15 protein-coding genes are annotated in these 18,257 nt (G+C 45.4%); 6 read left to right on the top strand and 9 right to left on the bottom strand.

Going from position 1 to position 18,257, the window contains the following annotated elements; translation table 11 throughout:
• Window positions 1-85: 85 nt before the first annotated feature.
• The gene (metE, locus tag AB4623_RS20295) at window positions 86-2,434 is read right to left on the bottom strand and encodes a 5-methyltetrahydropteroyltriglutamate--homocysteine S-methyltransferase (protein WP_108192483.1); all 2,349 of its coding nucleotides are present in this window, start codon (window positions 2,432-2,434) and stop codon (window positions 86-88) included.
• Window positions 2,435-2,713: 279 nt separating this feature from the next.
• Between metE and AB4623_RS20290 the strand changes: the two genes are divergently transcribed.
• Window positions 2,714-3,625: a LysR substrate-binding domain-containing protein gene (locus AB4623_RS20290; RefSeq protein WP_372147286.1), complete on the top strand. Its 912-nt coding sequence runs from the start codon at window positions 2,714-2,716 to the stop codon at window positions 3,623-3,625.
• 137 nt (window positions 3,626-3,762) lie between these two features.
• On the opposite strand, the gene AB4623_RS20285 is transcribed toward AB4623_RS20290, so the two are convergent.
• On the bottom strand, window positions 3,763-3,963 hold the full coding sequence (locus tag AB4623_RS20285; protein ID WP_009846421.1) for a DUF4250 domain-containing protein: 201 nt from the start codon (window positions 3,961-3,963) through the stop codon (window positions 3,763-3,765).
• Between the two features lie 132 nt (window positions 3,964-4,095).
• Window positions 4,096-4,776, bottom strand: a complete 681-nt coding sequence (locus tag AB4623_RS20280; protein WP_029235143.1) for a hypothetical protein — start codon at window positions 4,774-4,776, stop codon at window positions 4,096-4,098.
• 330 nt (window positions 4,777-5,106) lie between these two features.
• On the opposite strand from AB4623_RS20280, the gene AB4623_RS20275 reads away from it, so the two are divergent.
• Complete coding sequence (locus tag AB4623_RS20275; RefSeq protein ID WP_408063737.1) at window positions 5,107-7,404, top strand: YgiQ family radical SAM protein; 2,298 nt, start codon at window positions 5,107-5,109, stop codon at window positions 7,402-7,404.
• A gap of 85 nt (window positions 7,405-7,489) precedes the next feature.
• Here AB4623_RS20275 and AB4623_RS20270 read toward each other — a convergent pair whose 3' ends face one another.
• From AB4623_RS20270 to AB4623_RS20260, 3 genes are read right to left on the bottom strand one after another with little or no spacing between them, the layout of a single operon-like run.
• Window positions 7,490-7,954 (bottom strand): GtrA family protein, encoded by a 465-nt coding sequence (locus AB4623_RS20270; RefSeq protein WP_017062031.1) that lies wholly within the window; start codon window positions 7,952-7,954, stop codon window positions 7,490-7,492.
• A complete protein-coding gene (locus tag AB4623_RS20265) occupies window positions 7,941-9,428 on the bottom strand; it encodes a glycosyltransferase family 39 protein (RefSeq protein ID WP_017063527.1) in 1,488 nt (495 codons plus the stop codon). The genes AB4623_RS20270 and AB4623_RS20265 overlap by 14 nt, the downstream gene beginning before the upstream one ends.
• Window positions 9,425-10,444 carry a glycosyltransferase family 2 protein gene (locus tag AB4623_RS20260; RefSeq protein ID WP_050634924.1) on the bottom strand — a complete coding sequence of 340 codons (1,020 nt, stop codon included), beginning with the start codon at window positions 10,442-10,444 and terminating at the stop codon, window positions 9,425-9,427. Before AB4623_RS20260 ends, AB4623_RS20265 begins: the two co-directional genes overlap by 4 nt.
• Window positions 10,445-10,569: 125 nt before the next feature.
• On the opposite strand from AB4623_RS20260, the gene AB4623_RS20255 reads away from it, so the two are divergent.
• The 4 genes from AB4623_RS20255 to AB4623_RS20240 all read left to right on the top strand — a co-directional run bounded on the left by AB4623_RS20255 (window position 10,570) and on the right by AB4623_RS20240 (window position 14,565).
• A complete protein-coding gene (locus AB4623_RS20255) occupies window positions 10,570-11,247 on the top strand; it encodes a response regulator transcription factor (protein WP_371720717.1) in 678 nt (225 codons plus the stop codon).
• The gene (locus AB4623_RS20250; protein WP_017078195.1) at window positions 11,244-12,530 is read left to right on the top strand and encodes a HAMP domain-containing sensor histidine kinase; all 1,287 of its coding nucleotides are present in this window, start codon (window positions 11,244-11,246) and stop codon (window positions 12,528-12,530) included. Before AB4623_RS20255 ends, AB4623_RS20250 begins: the two co-directional genes overlap by 4 nt.
• A 139-nt stretch (window positions 12,531-12,669) precedes the next feature.
• Window positions 12,670-13,605 carry a pyridoxal-phosphate dependent enzyme gene (locus AB4623_RS20245; protein ID WP_372147284.1) on the top strand — a complete coding sequence of 312 codons (936 nt, stop codon included), beginning with the start codon at window positions 12,670-12,672 and terminating at the stop codon, window positions 13,603-13,605.
• Between the two features lie 222 nt (window positions 13,606-13,827).
• Window positions 13,828-14,565, top strand: a complete 738-nt coding sequence (locus AB4623_RS20240; protein ID WP_372147283.1) for a dienelactone hydrolase family protein — start codon at window positions 13,828-13,830, stop codon at window positions 14,563-14,565.
• A 75-nt stretch (window positions 14,566-14,640) separates the two neighbouring features.
• Here AB4623_RS20240 and AB4623_RS20235 read toward each other — a convergent pair whose 3' ends face one another.
• The 3 genes from AB4623_RS20235 to AB4623_RS20225 form a co-directional block, all read right to left on the bottom strand.
• Window positions 14,641-15,894, bottom strand: a complete 1,254-nt coding sequence (locus AB4623_RS20235) for a D-amino acid dehydrogenase (protein WP_229647089.1) — start codon at window positions 15,892-15,894, stop codon at window positions 14,641-14,643.
• A gap of 226 nt (window positions 15,895-16,120) precedes the next feature.
• Window positions 16,121-17,047 (bottom strand): LysR family transcriptional regulator, encoded by a 927-nt coding sequence (locus AB4623_RS20230; RefSeq protein ID WP_017062039.1) that lies wholly within the window; start codon window positions 17,045-17,047, stop codon window positions 16,121-16,123.
• A 245-nt stretch (window positions 17,048-17,292) separates the two neighbouring features.
• The gene (locus AB4623_RS20225) at window positions 17,293-18,216 is read right to left on the bottom strand and encodes a bifunctional oligoribonuclease/PAP phosphatase NrnA (protein ID WP_372147287.1); all 924 of its coding nucleotides are present in this window, start codon (window positions 18,214-18,216) and stop codon (window positions 17,293-17,295) included.
• Between the last annotated feature and the right edge of the window lie 41 nt (window positions 18,217-18,257).

The raw sequence follows: 18,257 nt of genomic DNA, 5'->3' as shown, positions 1-18,257 counted from the left end.
GTATAAAACCAGAAGGCCTCGCAAATGCGAGGCCTTTGTTGTGGTTCATCGTGGATTAACGGATCAACCAAAATCTTAGACTGAATTATACCTCAGCTGATTCCCACTCTTTACGCAGTGTCTTAGTCGCCGACACAAGATTTGTCAGTGCCGCTTCTGTTTCTGCCCAGTTACGTGTTTTTAATCCACAATCTGGGTTTGCCCACAAACGTTCTGCTGGGATTTTTTCTGCCGCTTTCTTAAGTAAATCCACAATCCACTCTTCTGAAGGAATGTTTGGCGAGTGAATATCGTAAACACCGGGGCCAATCGCATTCGGGTAGTTGAACTCTTCAAACGCTTTCAGCAGTTCCATGTTCGAACGAGAAGTCTCAATGGTAATCACATCGGCATCTAGCGCAGCCACTGAATCAATGATCTCGTTGAACTCGCTGTAACACATATGGGTATGAATCTGAGTTTCTGGTTTAGCACTCGCCGCTGAAATCTTAAAGGCATCGACCGCCCACTCTAGGTATTCTGCGTGGTCGCGTTTTTTCAAAGGCAAACCTTCGCGAATAGCAGGTTCATCGATTTGAATGATGCTGATGCCTGCATCTTGTAAATCAGACACCTCATCACGCAGAGCAAACGCCAATTGATTCGTGATCTCTTTGCGTGAGATGTCTTCACGTGGGAATGTCCAACATAGAATAGTGACGGGTCCTGTCAGCATGCCTTTCATCTGCTTCGAAGTCAGAGATTGTGCATAGGTCGACCATTCCACCGTCATCGGTTTCTCACGTTCTATATCCGCGACCACAATCGCTGGCTTCACGCAGCGAGAGCCATAGCTTTGTACCCAACCAAACTTGGTGGTTTGAAAGCCTGCTAGATTTTCTGCAAAGTACTCCACCATATCATTACGTTCCGCTTCACCATGAACCAACACATCCAAATCTAAGGCTTCTTGGCGCTTAACGGCATCCGCGATGTGACCTTTCAATGCAGAGTTATATTCCGCTTCACTCAATTTGCCAGTGCGGTAGGCACTGCGTTGAACACGGATTTCTCCGGTTTGTGGGAACGAACCAATGGTTGTGGTTGGTAATAGCGGTAAGCCGAGAACTTCAGACTGATGTGCCGCACGTTCTGCATAAGGCGCACTTCGATCTGCTAGTGCTTTCGTGATGGTATTAAGGCGCTCTCGTACCTGAGGCTTGTTCACATGAGTCGCGCTCTTACGTGCAACGATAGGTTGGCTGTAAGTCTCACACGCCAAAATGGCATTTTGATCGCCGTCTAACGCCGCACCCAATAAGCTCACCTCGGTCACTTTCTGTTTTGCAAAGGCAAACCAACTCTTCACTTCTTCGCTAAGCGTCTCTTCTAACTCAAGGTCAACCGGGCTATGCAGTAGTGAACATGAACTTGCGACCCATAGTTTATCGCCTAGCTTTTCTTTCACAGGTTGCAGTAACTCAAGCTGAGAAGCTAAGTCTGATCGCCAAACATTGCGTCCATTGATTGCACCCGCAGAAAGTACCCAATCTTCCGGTAACTTATTCACCACGTCATCGAGTTGCTGCGGTGCGGCAGCCAAATCGATGTGCAAGCCGTTGACGGGCAATTCCACGATCTTGTCTAACGTATCAGTCACAGAATCAAAGTAAGTGGTCAGCAATAGTTTCACATCGCCTTGAATCACTTGATAAGCCAACTTGAATGAATCTGCCCACTTAGTCTCAAGTTCCAGAGATAGAATGGGCTCATCGATTTGCACCCACTCAACGCCCAACTTGGCGAGTTTTGCCAAAATCGCTTGGTAAGCAGTAAGCAAACGTGGAAGCAAGGTTAAGCGGTCAAAGCCCTCTTCCACTTCTTTGCCTAAGTACAAATATGACAGTGGGCCAAGAAGTACAGGCTTAACTTTGTGTCTTGCTTTTATCGCTTCGTTCACTTCGTCAAACAGCTGTGGCCAGCTCACTTCAAAGGTGTCGTTTTTACTGAACTCAGGAACAATGTAGTGGTAGTTAGTGTTGAACCACTTAGTCATGTCGGAAGCAGCCGAACTGTCTTTAGTGCCATCATTCGACGTATGCGTACCACCGCAGCAAGTAGACTGAACTTGAGACTGACCACGACCAACTCGAAATAAAGTATCTAAATCTGGGAAGGCTTTTTCATCTTCTGCTCCACCAGCATGACGTTTTGGCACATGACCTAGAAGTAGAGTCGTTGTTAGAACATGATCGTACCATGCGAAGTCACCCGCAGTTGCAAAGCTTAGATTCGCGTCAGCTTGTACATTCCAGTTACGATTTCTTAATTCGCTGCCGAGTTGCTTGAGCTCAGATTGATCGATTTCACCGCGCCAGTATTTCTCGAGCGTGAATTTAAGTTCGCGTTTTTCACCAATGCGTGGGTAGCCAAGAATATGCGTTGTTGTCGTCATGAGTCTTTTCCTTATTCGATAATTTTAAATTCCGGTCAGACTGCCTTTGATGATTTTACTTTCCCATAAAGGCGTCTGGATGGCTAAACTATCGCCCTAATCCGATCTATGGACAACGTCCAAATATTCATCTTGTTTATTAATAATATTCATCTTGAATCATCCAAAGATGAACAGTTTAAATCCATCTGGACATCTAGACGTTTACAAAAGACCAAAAACACCGTAGGGTGATTATTAAGAAATATTGAATTGGCTTAGGGAATATGAGGAATACTCATGATAGAGCTTAAACACCTTCGAACATTGACCACCTTGAGAGACAGCGGATCGTTAACAGCCACTGCGACCTCTCTTCACCTGACTCAGTCGGCGCTTTCTCATCAATTAAAAGACCTTGAAGCGCGTATTGGCGGTCAGCTTTTCCTACGAAAAACTAGGCCAGTGAAATTTACCTCTGAGGGTGAGATCTTGCTTAAGCTCGCGGATGAGATACAGCCAAAGATTGCTAAAGCAGAGAACGAGTTGGCGAGCCTAAAAGAGGATGTGAATGGCCGATTGCACATGGCGATCGAGTGTCACTCCTGCTTCCAATGGTTAATGCCTGCTTTGAAGGAATATCAAGTGGCTTGGCCAAGCGTAACGCTAGATTTCTCGTCAGGCTTTGGGTTTGAGCCGCTACCCGCGCTAATGGCAGGCGAGCTAGATTTGGTGATCACCTCTGATATACAGCCTCGCTCTGAGGTTCACTACGAACCACTCTTTGATTTTGAGATGCGTTTGATCACCGCAATCAACTCACCTTTGGCAGAAAAAGCGAGCATTGAACCGCAAGATCTTAGCGATCTCACCATGCTCACCTACCCAGTTCAAAAGCAGCGTTTAGACGTAGTGAAGCACTTTTTGCAACCAGCAGGTGTAGAACCTAAGAAGTGGAAACAAGCAGACAACACCTTAATGTTGGTGCAAATGGTATCAGCAGGTTTGGGAGTAGCGGCTCTACCAAACTGGGCGATCAGTGAATTCTCAAGACAAGGGCTGATTGCCAGCAAGCCATTAGGCAAAGGACTATCAAGAAGACTGTTCGCAGCGGTAAGAAACTCTGAGAAAGATAAACGTTACCTGCAAGCTTTCTTTAGCACGGCAAGACAGCAAAGTAAGAGTCACTTAGATGGCATAGAGGTCGTTTAAAGATGATTTATGGCTAAGTTAAGCTCGATCGATTCGTCAGAAACAAAAAAGTCACAGATAATCTGTGACTTTTTTCTCTCAACACCCACAACACGCGATGCATGTCATTTTCGATAAAAGATGCGCTAATCTTTAGCTTATCTCGAGTAAGACTTAAACTGGTTAGTCAATGGATCGTATTGATAGCCAAGCATATCGAGCTTGCCCACGACACTTTCTATATCCATTTCATACATACTGATCAGCTCTTCAAAGCTATCGCACTCTAGGCGAAGTTTCTCATTCACGATTCCCAGCAAGATAATGCTATCGAAACCTTTGACGTTGCTTAAATCCATCTCGTACTCCTTACGAACACACCGACTAAAATTAAGTTTAGAACGCTTACCAAGGCCATGCTAAAAAACTGATCACACTTCTTAAAGAGAATGCGTGATTAATGAGCGCACGTAATTAATGAAAGTGCGCGATTAAAGTGCCCAAACTGGCGTTAAACCCACAACGGCCACCAATAACATCAACAACGAAATACTCAGTTGAAGCTTTTCAGGCGTTCTTGCGAACAGTAAATGCCAACACCACACCACGATTGAGGAGATCAACAAAGCAAAACTAAATAGCAAAGTGGAAATCACAGGTTCTAATTGAGCTTCAGACAAAGAGTAAACACTCACGACGGTCGCCAGTACTACCAACATACCGGTTAGCACGCCCACAACAGGAAGCACTCGATGAAATGCCTGCAACCGTGTCCTTGCAATCGTCAGTAGTAGATGGCCAAACGCCGCTCCTAACAGTACCACTAGCAGCAAAGTAGTAATGATACCAACAGCGGTTGCTTGCTCAGTCGCTTGTATAGCAACATATGACAACGCTAAACCACAGGCCAAGTACATCACCCAGATAGGACCAGAATCGCGAGTCTTCTTGGTTTGAACTTGAGAATAGAAATAAAAGATCGCGAACACGACCAGAAAGGCTTCAATTTTTACTGAAGCGACGGCAAGCCACAGCACGCCAATCGCAGGTAACATCTTGTGGATCCGACCACGCTGCCCCGGACAAATATCCCCTTTCACCAAGATGAGGGTTAAGATCAGTTGGGTTCCTAAAAGCATCGGAGCAAATTGTACTAATAACGTTTCGACCATTGTGGATCTACTTCTTCAGACTTATTTTCGCGAATAATATCAAAAACTGCTGCGAACACTAATCAAAATCACAAATTAGCGACGTTATTCAAGGCTTCAACTATGCTGTTGTATGGCTCTTTTATCGCCATTTACCGTAAAAAGACGAAAGACACCAGAACTAACAGGGGCATGTTCTACTGGCTAGTCTAGGCTCATGCCGCTATAATTCCCGCCTCAAAAATCAGAGGTTGAAATATGTACAGCGATATCACTCCTATTCACGAACACAAAAAATACTGGGCCGAGTGCTACGGAACTGCACCCTTTTTGCCTACCAGTAGAAAGGAGATGGATGCTCTTGGATGGGATAGCTGTGACATTATTATTGTAACTGGTGACGCTTATGTCGATCACCCGAGCTTTGGTATGGCTATCATCGGCCGTCTGCTTGAAGCTCAAGGTTTCCGCGTGGGCATTATTGCTCAACCAAAGTGGGACAATAAAGATGCCTTCATGAAGCTAGGTAAACCTAACCTATTCTTCGGCATCACAGCGGGTAACATGGACTCCATGATCAACCGCTACACCTCTGATCGCAAATTACGTCACGATGATGCTTATACTCCGAACAATGAAGGTGGCAAGCGTCCTGATCGTGCAACTCTGGTTTATTCTCAACGTTGTCGTGAAGCTTACAAAGGCACGCCAATCGTGCTTGGTGGTATTGAAGCGAGCTTACGTCGTGTAGCTCACTACGACTACTGGTCAGATAAAGTTCGCCGCTCTGTATTGTTTGATGCAAAAGCTGACATTCTTCTTTTTGGTAACGCTGAGCGTGCACTGGTTGAAGTAGCACACCGCATTGCCGATGGTGAAGACATGTCTACGCTGACCAATATCAGCGGTACTGCTATCAATCTTCCTGCGGCCCCTGAAGGCTTCAAGATCATTGACTCTTCTCGTATCGAAAAGCCGAACAAAGCGTATGTTCCGGTTAACCCGTACGAAGTTGAAACTCAGTGTGATACCAAGAAAGACGAAAAAGAAGAAGTAAAAGCGCAACCTATTACTATTCGCCCTTCTCGTCACGATGCAAAAACTACAGCGGTTCGTATCCCAGGTTACGAAAAGCTAAACAATGACCGTATTCTTTACGCTCACGCTAGTCGTATTCTGCACCTTGAGACAAACCCGTACTCAGGTCGTGCTCTGATTCAACGTCACGGTGATCGCGAGCTTTGGATTAACCAAGCGCCTATTCCATTGACCACAGAAGAGATGGACTACGTGTTTGGCCTTGCGTACAAGCGTGTTCCGCACCCGATGTACGGCAAAGCGAAAATCCCAGCATACGACATGATCAAAACCTCGGTTAACATCATGCGTGGTTGTTTTGGTGGTTGTTCTTTCTGTTCAATCACAGAGCACGAAGGTCGCATCATTCAGAACCGTTCGAAAGAATCTATCTTGGATGAGATCGAAGACATTAAAGATAAAGTACCGGGCTTCACAGGTACTATTTCTGACTTGGGCGGCCCAACGGCGAACATGTACCGTTTAGGTTGTTCAGATCCAAAAGCTGAAATTAACTGTCGTCGTCCATCATGTGTGTTCCCGAAAATCTGTGAAAAGCTAAACACAGACCATCAACACACTATCGACCTGTACCGCTCTGCGAGAAAAGTACCGGGTGTTAAGAAGATCATGATCGCTTCTGGTGTACGTTACGACTTAGCGATTGAATCTCCAGAATACGTTCGTGAGCTTGTGACTCACCACGTTGGTGGTTACTTGAAGATTGCTCCAGAGCATACTGAAAAAGGCCCACTGGATCTGATGATGAAGCCGGGCATGGGCACTTACGATCGTTTCAAAGAGATGTTCGAGAAGTACAGCGCTGAAGCCGGTAAGAAACAGTACTTAATTCCTTACTTTATCTCTGCTCACCCGGGCACAGAAGATGAAGACATGCTTAACCTTGCAATGTGGCTGAAAAAGCACAACTACGAGTGTGACCAAGTACAGAACTTCTACCCATCGCCAATGTGTAATGCAACGTCGATGTACTACTCAGAGACTAACCCTCTGAAACGCGTGAAATATAAGAAGCGTGAAGATGTTCCTGTGCCGAAAGGTGATCGTCAACGTCGTCTGCATAAAGCACTGCTTCGTTACCACGATCCTGAAAACTGGAAAATCATCCGTGAAGCACTGATCAGCATGGGTAAACAGCACCTAATTGGTGACAAAGCAAACTGCCTAGTACCAGCAGAAGACTTTGATGCACAAACACCGGCACAACGTCGTAAGTCTGGTCGTCACGGTTCACAACGCTTTGCGACTAAGCACAGTAAATCTCAGCCAGGTCTTGGTGGCGAAAGCCCACGTAACCACTCTGGTAAGAAACCGGGTGGCAAGAAGCCGAATGGTAACGGCAACGGTAGCCAAGGTAATGCTAACCAAGGTGGCGGTAATGGCAATGCTCGTAAACCAGCGACTGGCTTCATTAAGAAAGGTCCTGGTGGTCAGCAATCACAAGGTAATGGCGGCGGAAATGGCAAACCAAACCGTAACAAAGCGGGCAATGGTCAAGGTGGCAAACCTGCAAGTAACGGCAAGAACCGCCAGCGCGCAGCACAACGCTAATATCGCGAACCGATTGACTTCGCTATCGTAAAAACACAAAGCGCAGCTATTTAGCTGCGCTTTTTTGTGTCTGTTACAAGATAGCCTAACGAGCAAACACCCAATACTGACTAAGCAAATAGTTACTGACCATGCCCACCAAGATGCCAACCGCCATTGCGATAAACACTGCCCCAGTAAATGCAGGCAGCAATTCAGTCATCAACTTAAAGCACAGCAAATTAGGTATCGCCGATATTGATGCAGAGAACATGAACTTTTGCCATTGAATCAGCTTTTCGGACCAATTCCCCTGCCCTTTGAATTCAAAGGTCAACACTCGATTTCCAAACCAAGTTGTCGTTGCTGCAACGATGAAAGAGCCAATTCGAGCACTCATTAACGGCAGCCCAATAACGTAATGCAGCAACGCAAACACGGCACAATCGACAACAAAGCCACCCGACCCCACCATAGCGAATTTAATCATCTTATGATGAGGTTGTAGTTTTTGGTTTAGCACGTCGAACTTGTGGCTAAACAGTCTCGATGACGAGTTAAAATTGAACATCGCCATCACTTCGAATATGGCTCAACGATAGATTTGGTTTGATGTTTTGGCTATGACAACTAAATAGAGCGCGCTTGATCTTCACCGTCGGCTCTAAAATACAGGTCAACGCATTGTCTTTAATCTTGGTTTCCACTTCCGCTCTTTTACCAATCAGATAGAACTTGTCGATACCATCTAACTGTTTAACATCAAGTAGCTTTTTCGCTTGTCCATGACTGTAAAATTGCCCAGAGAACGGTCGTTTACCGATGTAAAAGCTCGGCGCTTCATCCGTGATCTGCTCGAAGATAATACGGTCACTTTTCTCGTTCGCTTTGCCTAGGTTGAGGTAGACCATCGCAATCATTAACAGCACAGGTAGCACCAAAGCCACACTCGAGAACCACTTCTTATCTTTTTCTACCACAAGCGTTGCCACCAGCAAGCCAAGGGCTGGAATACCCGGTAGGACGTAAGCTGGAAGAATATTACCCGCCATAGTGAAAAGAATTAGAGGAGAGACCAACCAACACACAAGGAATGAAAACAACCCACTATGTTCAGCGTTAACTTCTGCGATTTTCTTACGACGGGCGAAAGTCAAAATAGGCAACACAATCGACCACGGCGCAGCCGCTTGAATCCAGAAAATCCAAATCATGCCTCTTGCTTGGTCATGGGCAGAACCGTATAAATCGCCCTCCCAACCACTCACAACAAAACGCTTAAAGTGCTCGCCAACAATAAAGTAATCAATAAAACCCGGTGTTGCCATTTCAGCCATGATGTACCACGGCAAAGCAATCGCTAGCATCACGCCTAAGCCTGACAACAGTGGAAAGCGTTGCCATAACACTTTAAAAGCGCCAAAAAATCCATGTTGCAATACTAACCAAGGGAAAACGGCGATACCCATAATCACAATCGCTACCGGCCCTTTTGCCAGCAAGCCTAGTGCTAAGCCAATGAAACCGACATAGCCCCAAGACCGATTAGTCTTCGCGCTCCCTTCTCCCTTCGAACCCTCTCCTCCTAACCAACATAGGTAGAAACCTAACATGGCTATGGTCATCGCTAACGTTAATGCCATGTCAGTCATAACAGCACCCGCCGCGATAGAGAAAATCCCACATGTCGCCAATACCACGGCCGCCACCAAGGCACTTTGTCCGGTGCGCTTAGCCATGTACGCAACCAACAAAATCGTCGCAAAACCTGCTAACCAGTGTGGCGCACGCACAGCAAACTCACTCAAACCAAACAGCTCAATGCCAATCGCGCTCATCCAGGTAAACATCGGAGGCTTACCCCAGAAAGGGATGCCGTAATCAAATTGAGGGGTTAACCAATTGCCGGTTTCTACCATCAAGCGAGCCATCTCACCGTAGCGCGCTTCCGTAGTGTCCATTAAAGGGTATGTCGCCAGAGATAAGAGCCTTAGAACCAATGCAAAAGCCAACAAATACCATAGGTGCGTTCGGTTCAGGCTCATGCTGACTCCTCTAATTTAAAATGCGTTTTTAATGCAGGGGTATCGACCACCGATTGGATCAGATACAAAGGACGGTTCTTGGTTTCGATGAAAATACGACCTATGTATTCCCCCATTAAACCAATACTCAGAAGTTGAATGCCGCCAAGGGCAAGTTGAACCACCATCATTGACGGGTAGCCCGTAATAGGCTCACCAAACATCATGGTTTTGAACACGATGAAGACGCCATACACGAAAGCAGTAAGCGCCACTAATCCACCAACGGCCGTCGCAATACGCAGTGGGCGGATAGAAAATGATGTGATGCCATCCATCGCCAATCCGATGAGTTTCAGGTAGTTCCACTTGGTCTCGCCACAGAAGCGAGCGTCGCGCTTAAACTGAATCGTTGCTTGTCTAAAACCTGGCCATGAAAAGATGCCTTTCATGTAACGGTTACGTTCAGGCAGTTGGTTGATATGGTCGACAACCTCTCGGCTTAACAGTCGGAAATCACCGACATTTTCTGGAACATCGATCTTCGCTGCCACGTTCATGACTTTGTAAAAGCTTGCTGCTGAAAACTTCTTAAACCACGTTTCACCATCACGTTGGCTACGCTGCATATTGACGACGTCATAACCTTCGCGCCATTTGGCAATCATTTGAGGAATCAGCTCGGGTGGGTCTTGTAGATCGGCATCGAGCAAGATCACAGCTTGTCCTCGGCAGTGTTCGAGGCCAGCACTCATCGCTGATTCTTTACCAAAGTTACGGCTTAAACCGATCACAGAAATTGAGCTATTGATTGAAGTGAATGAACTCACCAAATCCAAGCTGTTGTCTTTGCTGCCATCATCGACATAAACAATTTCACTGGTGATGGGTAAGCTATCCAGTACCTTGGTTAAGCGAGAATGAAACTCTTCTAACACCTCTTGTTCATCGTAAAACGGCACAATGATCGATAGTGAAACGGCGGGATTGATCCGTGATGTGGAGACTTTAGGTCGGCTAATATGAAGTTCAGACATAATACGTTCTTCTATTTTTTAATCTGAATCCAATCTACCCCCTCATAAGTGAAAGTTATGTTATTGACATATTTTTCACGCTCACTCAGGATAATGTTACCGTCTATTTCTGTATGAGAATCAAAATGAAACGAGTTCTATTAGTCGAAGATAACCGTGAAATCGCAGGCGTATTATTTGATTATTTTGAGTGCATTGGGATGGAGCTCGATTACGCGGACAACGGTGAGCTTGGCTTGCAACTCGCGATGGATAACTCTTTTGATATCATCATATTAGATCTGATGCTGCCAAGAATGGACGGCCTAACGGTTTGTAACAAGCTAAGAGACCAAGGCAACACAACCCCGATCCTGATGCTTACCGCGCTTGATAGCCGTGAAGACATGTTGAAAGGGTTTGACCACGGTGCCGATGATTACCTAACCAAGCCTTTCGATTTGGATATTTTAGAAGCGAGAATGAACGCACTGGTTCGTCGTTACCGCGGAAAAGTCGCCTCTTCAAAACTTCAGTTCGATGAACTCACCATCGACCAAAAAACCCGTAAAGCTTACCGCCAAGATAAACTACTAGCGCTCAACCCAACCACTTACACCATACTTGAGATGCTGTGCCAAAGCGCACCTGAAGTAGTCACTCGTGAAGCTATTTCCTACAAGTTATGGGAAGAAAACGAACCCAACAATGATGTGTTGCGCAGTCACATTTATCAGTTACGTAATCAACTCGACAAGCCTTTCGACACTCAGATGTTAATTACGGTGCCTAAAGTTGGCTTCCGATTGGAGCCATCGAATTGATTTCAAATGTTCTTACAAGCACAAAAACCCTAACGGGCCGCTTAGCGGTTTTCTTTGGGTTAATGGCCGTAATTGTGTCGGCATTTGTCTATGTGGTATTTATCACAGCCCTGTACTTGTCGGAAGACCGCGTGGGTGAAAGACGCATCCTAATTGACCGCAACTATGCAGTCGGGTTATTCCAGTCAGGTGAAAGTGGAGAGCTTCGTATTGATGACCTGACTATCGCTTACAACGATCTTTCCTATCTACCGAAAAAGTATTTAAAGTATATTGAAGGCAAAGAAAATTTCATTGGTGAGGTCGGTGAAGATCCAGAATCTCGCATGGTCTATGTAGGCGAGTATACTCATGAAGGTAGAACTCACCCTATTGTTCTGCTTTCTGAAATAGACCGTGTCGAGCTTAGTGTCTTTGAGCTCGTTTATGCCACCACATTTGTATTAGCCCTTCTCTCTATTCTAATATTCAGCTTCGGAGCTCTGCTCTATCGGTTGTCTAAACGGCTGATTGAGCCCTTCAACTCCCTGTCTGAACAGCTTGAATCCAATAAGCTCAATCTAAACGAAGAATTTGGAGTGAATGACGATGCGGCGGTGGAGTTTCGTCAGTTGACGGATCAACTCAATCAATACAGAAGAGAAATCAATTCTCTAGTAAAACGCGAGCAAGCTTTCGCACGCTACTCAAGTCATGAACTAAGAACTCCGTTGACTGTTGCTCGTGGTGCCAACAAACTGTTACTGAGAAGCGAAACAACCGAATTTCAATCTCGTCAGGTTGAACGTATTGATGAAGCCATTGTTCAAATGTCTGAAATGGTCGATGCACTGCTTGGTCTCGTTCGCTATGAAAGAAACAGTGACGATGCACCGCTACGTTTATTCAGCCAGCAAGAGCTAGAGACTATCGTTTCTAAAAATTCGTTGCAGGCTGACGAGAAGGAAGTCGCGATAACCTTACAAGTTCAATCAGAACCCACCATTCAAGCCACCAGCGCGATAATGAACATGTTGGTCGGAAACTTGTTGAGAAATGCCATTGCAGCGACCAATAGTGGCACCGTAACGGTCACTCTGTCCCACGAGAGTGTTGTGATTGAAGACCAAGGAGAAGGCCTCCAAGAACAATACAATCCAAATGGGCATGGGTTAGGTTTATTGATTGTCGAGGACTTATGTCAACGCTTCCAATGGGGCTTTGAATTGGTCAATCGCAGCTGTGGTGGATGTACCGCTAAGATCACCTTTCAAACCGATCTATCCGCATCCACCCCAGAGTAAATGAGTTCATAGTTCGAAGCTCAATATCGAACGAAAACTTGATTTAGTTGGTTTACAGCGGTCCCTAGCTACTAGATACTCGCTAGTCCTATTTGAACTATAAATGCTGGCTCTTGAGTCAGCATTTTGTCTAAGTGCGATGAAACTAAATAATAGCCCTGTAACTCAACATCAATACAACGACCACACCTTTTTCTTAAAGCGTGACGATCAGCTTCATTCCCACTTTTGCGGCAACAAAGCCAGAAAGTTCATGAAGCTACTGGAAGACGAGCACCCAAGCACTACCACCCTAATAAGCTATGGTTCCGCTCAAGCCAACTCATTGTTCTCGCTCGCCGCACTTGCAAAAATCAAAGGTTGGACGCTTGAGTTCTACGTCGACCACCTTCCTCAATGGCTAAAAGAACGTCCAATCGGCAACTACCGTGGCGCTATCGATCTCGGGGCTGAGGTTATTTCAGTCAAAGAAACAGGCTCTGAGCTTCATCCACAAGAGTATATTGAGCAAGTAAGACAACCTGACTCACAATGCATTGTGTTACCAGAAGGTGGACGCTCTCAGCTTTCTGAATATGGCGTAAAACAACTGGCGATGGAAATACTGAGCTGGACTCGCTTTGAAAACCAATACGATTTTGTTGTGGCCCTACCCGCAGGAACTGGCAGTACTGCGCTGTACCTTCATAAGCATTTAAAAATGCACAACATCCCAGTGCTAACCTGTGCTTGTGTTGGCGGCAGTGATTACCTAACGCAACAGTTCAACGAGCTTGGCGAAACCGATCACCCGCAGATATTACCGCTTAAAGCCAAACACCACTTTGGTAAGTTGTACCAGCAGGACTATCAAACTTGGTTGGATCTACAAGAACAAACTGATATTGAATTCGACCTGCTCTACGACCCATTAATGTGGCAATGCCTAGAGCAATGGCAAGAAGAGAACCCAACCAAAACCGTCATCTATATCCATCAAGGTGGCATCTTAGGTAATGAGTCGATGTTGCCGCGCTATCAACGTAAGTACCCAGAACTTCGAAGTAGCCACACCGCTGATAACGCTACTTGGTAGTAATCCGTTCTTTTCTACTCTAATGCCCCGCGTTTCTGCGAACTGAGAATTTCTCAGCGCATCATGAACAGCCATCGCACTCCCTTTCGATGGCTGTTTATCAGTAATAGCCACCTGCTATCCCTGCCAGACATTTCAAGTTAGAGACAGAAATCTGGCGAGAATCATCGCGTTATCTATACTTTCGATTGGAACGTCAATTGTCATCGAAAGGAATTACGCATGCGAAAACTCACTACGCTCGGCCTGTTTTCAGTTTTACTGCCCTTCTCTGCGATATCAGGAGAAAACGTCACTTACCAAGTCGATGGGATGGATTACGAAGGTTATTGGAGTGAAGCCAGTGACCAAGCGCCTTTGGTACTGCTAATACACGATTGGGATGGCTTAACCGATTACGAAAAGAAACGTTCTGAGATGCTCAACGAACTAGGTTACAACGTGTTCGCCATCGACCTATTTGGTAAAGGCATCCGCCCAACCGAAGTGAAAGACAAAAAGCAGCACACGGGCGAATTGTATAAAGACCGTGAAAAAATGCGTGCGCTACTCAACGCAGGAGCCATGGAAGCACAAAGACTTGGCGGAAACTTAGATAACAACGTAATGATGGGATACTGTTTCGGCGGAGCCGCTGTATTGGAAGCCGCTCGTGCGGGGATTCCTTCGAAGGCTTACGTCACCTTCCATGGCGGTTTATCAACACCAAAAGGCCAAGACTACTCGCAGACTAAAGCTCCCGTAGTCGTGTTCCACGGCACGGCTGATGCCATGATTTCAATGCACGACTTTGGAAGCCTCGCCGCTCAACTTGAATCAACCAAAGTTCCGCATGAGATGATCACTTATAGTGGTGCGCCGCATGCCTTTACCGTATTCGGCTCAAACAACTATCAACAAGAAGCTGACCAAAAATCTTGGGATAGATTTACCCATGTGCTAGAAACCACGACCAGATAATCTTCTCCCTCAGAACCCACAACCCCATTCGAAAACTTAAGAATGGGGTTGTTTAATTATCACTGCATCATCTCGCTACAAATAGCGGTGGATACTTAAGTCATCAGTTTTAATATCACTAGCTGAGCCACTGACCACGCTTGCCAAGATCTTTCCTGAGCCACATGCCATTGTCCAACCTAATGTCCCATGTCCAGTATTTGTAAATAGGTTCTTGATAGGCGTCTTACCGATAATAGGCGTACCATCCGGCGTCATTGGTCTTAACCCAGTCCAGTATTCAGCCTTAGAAAAGTCACCCGCTTGTGGGAAAAGATCTTTAATCACCATATCAATCGTGGCTTTGCGTTTTTCAGGGATAAGGTAATTAAACCCCGCAAGTTCTGCCGTCCCTGCAATGCGAATACGATCATCAAATCGCGTCATCGCTACCTTGTAAGTTTCATCCATCACAGTCGAGGTTGGTGACTTATCTGCATTCACGATCGGCAGTGTTAGCGAATAGCCTTTCACTGGATAAACCGGGATCGACAAATCGACTTGCTTCAACAGTTCTCGAGAATAGCTTCCTGAAGCGACCACGTAAGCATCCGCTTTGAACTCGCCTTGAGTCGTTGTAATACTCTCAATGGTTTGATTCTGATGATTGAGCCTAACCACTTCGGTATTAAACACGAACTGAACGCCGAGTTGCTTGGCTTTTTCGGTCAAGGTTAAACAGAACTGATGACAATCACCGGTTTCATCGTGTGGTAAATACAGGCCGCCCACCAGCTTGTCTTTAACGTCTGCTAAACCAGACTCCACTGACAGACACTGTTCAACATCAAACAGCGAGTGTTCGATTCCACTCTCTGTTAATAGCTTCATATCCTGCTGAATAGCGTCCAATTGTTTTTCGCTTCTGAATACTTGCAAGGTGCCTTTCTGCCGGCCCTCATAAGCCAAATCTTCACTGATTCTTAGATGAGTCAGGCAATCTCGGCTGTAGTTAGCGACTCGTAACATCCGCGATTTATTCTGTGCGTACTTGGCTTCATTACAGTTGGCGAGCATCTTAGTCGCCCAAGACATTAACTCTGGAGAAAGAGAAGGCTTCACTTTAAGTGGCGCATGTTCTTGGGTAAGCCATTTCATCGCTTTCAAAGGGATGCCCGGTGCCGCCCATGGTGATGAATAACCGTAAGAAATTTGCCCTGCATTCGCAAAACTGGTTTCTTTGCCACTGCTATCTTGACGATCGATAACCGTCACCGAGTGGCCCTCTTTCGCCAGATACCAAGCACTGGTCAAGCCAATCACACCGCTGCCAATTACAATTACTTCCATTCTCTTCCCCTAATGCCCGACAAAGCCAAAACCAGCCGAACACAACTGTCAGTGTAAAACTCGTTTCGTTAATGGTTTGTAACTTATTCCGCACGTGTTGACTTAACAATAGAGAGAGCGTTGACAAAAACTCAATTCGACTTAAAAACGAATTCGGCAGTTTGAAAGTGTGATATTGGCGGTATTTGAAAGCTTAGGTAGGAGTCGCTAAGTAAATCAACTAAGCCTAGATATTGTAAGCGTCATGGCTTAAGAAAGTGGCGTTCTCGAGTAAGAAATCCAACAAGGTTTCGGCTTGTAGCGTAAGTGCACGGCCTTTCAAAGATTGAACCTTAACCGTCGCCTTCGATAGCATCTCCAACTCGGTCGCAACCACTTCAATCTGCCCTGACTTTATTTCATCGATCACAGTGAGCTTAGGCATAAAGGTGACGCCCAACCCTGCTGAAACGAAGTTAGTCAGTGCCGTGACTGAGTTAGTTTGAAGTTTTGGCTGCAAGGTAAGATGGGAAATTTGTTCAGCCTGCTTTACTAGCCTCCCCATACCGGTCGAGTTATCGATCAAGGCGAGAGAAGCGTCTTGAATATCTTGCATTACCACTGGTGCTTCTTTCATCGTAAGGAAGTGCCCCTTCGGAGCAATCAATTCGAGCGGATGGCTGCGTTCAACGTGGGAGTGCAGTTTAGGGTGCGGTGCAGACGCATAGGTTATCGCAAAGTCTATCTGTTGATCTTCCAACATCTTGACTGCATCCAATGCCCCAGCGATCTCAATAGAAAGATTGATATCAGGATAACGAGTCATGAAGGTTTGCATCGGTTTTGACACCAAGTTGGTAATAAATCCTTCACCGATAGCAATGCTGACATTGCCTCCTTTGAGGTTTTTAAGCTTAGTTAGTCGAGCAAGTACAGCGGCCTCTCCACGAACAATGGAACGGTAGTAATTCAGCAGTTCATTACCCGCTTCGGTTAACAGTGATTGGCGGTTGTTGCGCTCCCATACTTTCATTTCCGCTTGCGCTTCTAACTGTGTCAACATCCGACTCATCGCGGCAGGGTCAACGTTCATCATCTTAGATGCCTTACGTAACGACCCATATTTTGACAACGCATTTAAATACTCAAGAGCACGGATATTAAAGTGGTGCATTCAACTTCCTTGTGATTCGACTAACACTTGATCAAGCGTCTCACAATTTTACTACGAACATATATCCCAATTTATCAAGATTGTAATTGCACTTTCTAACTTGTGCACCGAGTCACTTCAAGACATCACATCAAAGGCTGATATACGTGTTTTAGCTTGCTGTCGATAAAACAAAGGCGACAACTTTCGTCATCACCTTTGAGTTGTTACTTCTTGTAGAGCAACAATCATTTTCACTGATGGACTTAGGCATCAAGTAAAAGGTTCGGTCGAATCAAGTCATAAACACAAGCAAGTTCACTGCTGAATTCAAACTGTTTGTTGATAATGCCGCCAGCCATATGAGGGTGCCCGCCGCCAAAACCAATCCCTTTTTCATTAAGGGCCCTTCTAACTATCTTCGCGACATTGTTTTTTGAACACTCTGAACGGAGAGAGATAAAGGTCTTCTCTCTATTTCTAGCAGTGAGAACAACAATATCGAGCTCATCAACACTCAGCAAGAAATCACCTAACACGCCAAGCATATTTTTAGGGCAACCTTCAGGAAGCACAGCAAATGCTGCGTTTTTTTCACGACGTAAGCTATCGAGCATGGAATAGAAAAGTTTTAATTCATGGAACTCTACTTGATTACGACAAATTTTGTTAACCATATCATTATTGGCCTTCGCTTGAAGATACAACAATGCTTTTAGATCTGCAGTCCCTACCCCTCGGGTAAAGTTTGCGGTATCAAAACTCAGACCAACCAATAGTGCTGTCGCAATATTTTGGGGCATCTGCAGAGAAAAATAACGATAATACTCAACCATTATGGTTGCTGTTGAACCATAGTTTGAACGTATATCGGAATACCATACAAAATCAGGTGCTTTCACTTGATGGTGGTCGATCACTCCGACCTCAAGCCCCGGAAAATCGATGACATTTTTCTCACCAATACAGCCATCAACAACAATAACCTTGTCATCCGGTTGTAGTTTCAAATCTTTTGGCTGATAGATTGGAATATCTAACCAATCTATTAAGTTCCTGAGTGACACTCGATCTATATAACCATGAAACGTAATATATGGGCGCAACCCTTTGCTTTTTAATAAGTATGCTAAAGCGTATGCGGAAGAAATCGCATCATGGTCAGGGAAGTCATGAGCTTGAATAATGATTCTGTCATCACCCTTAAGCCGTTCTCATAGACAGGATCTTA

The sequence above is a fragment of the Vibrio sp. 10N.222.52.C12 genome, from assembly GCF_041474215.1.
GTDB classification, from domain to species: Bacteria; Pseudomonadota; Gammaproteobacteria; order Enterobacterales; family Vibrionaceae; genus Vibrio; species Vibrio crassostreae_C.
The sequence above is the reverse complement of the archived record's forward strand: the minus strand, read 5'-3'. Positions and strand labels throughout refer to the sequence as shown.

Excerpts from the sequence above, each read along its gene's own strand:
- metE (WP_108192483.1), bottom strand. The coding sequence starts at position 2,434 with ATGACGACAACAACGCATATTCTTGGCTACCCACGCATTGGTGAAAAA.
- AB4623_RS20290 (WP_372147286.1), top strand. The coding sequence starts at position 2,714 with ATGATAGAGCTTAAACACCTTCGAACATTGACCACCTTGAGAGACAGC.
- AB4623_RS20285 (WP_009846421.1), bottom strand. The coding sequence starts at position 3,963 with ATGGATTTAAGCAACGTCAAAGGTTTCGATAGCATTATCTTGCTGGGA.
- AB4623_RS20280 (WP_029235143.1), bottom strand. The coding sequence starts at position 4,776 with ATGGTCGAAACGTTATTAGTACAATTTGCTCCGATGCTTTTAGGAACC.
- AB4623_RS20275 (WP_408063737.1), top strand. The coding sequence starts at position 5,107 with ATGGATGCTCTTGGATGGGATAGCTGTGACATTATTATTGTAACTGGT.
- AB4623_RS20270 (WP_017062031.1), bottom strand. The coding sequence starts at position 7,954 with ATGTTCAATTTTAACTCGTCATCGAGACTGTTTAGCCACAAGTTCGAC.
- AB4623_RS20265 (WP_017063527.1), bottom strand. The coding sequence starts at position 9,428 with ATGAGCCTGAACCGAACGCACCTATGGTATTTGTTGGCTTTTGCATTG.
- AB4623_RS20260 (WP_050634924.1), bottom strand. The coding sequence starts at position 10,444 with ATGTCTGAACTTCATATTAGCCGACCTAAAGTCTCCACATCACGGATC.
- AB4623_RS20255 (WP_371720717.1), top strand. The coding sequence starts at position 10,570 with ATGAAACGAGTTCTATTAGTCGAAGATAACCGTGAAATCGCAGGCGTA.
- AB4623_RS20245 (WP_372147284.1), top strand. The coding sequence starts at position 12,670 with ATGAAACTAAATAATAGCCCTGTAACTCAACATCAATACAACGACCAC.
- AB4623_RS20240 (WP_372147283.1), top strand. The coding sequence starts at position 13,828 with ATGCGAAAACTCACTACGCTCGGCCTGTTTTCAGTTTTACTGCCCTTC.
- AB4623_RS20235 (WP_229647089.1), bottom strand. The coding sequence starts at position 15,894 with ATGGAAGTAATTGTAATTGGCAGCGGTGTGATTGGCTTGACCAGTGCT.
- AB4623_RS20230 (WP_017062039.1), bottom strand. The coding sequence starts at position 17,047 with ATGCACCACTTTAATATCCGTGCTCTTGAGTATTTAAATGCGTTGTCA.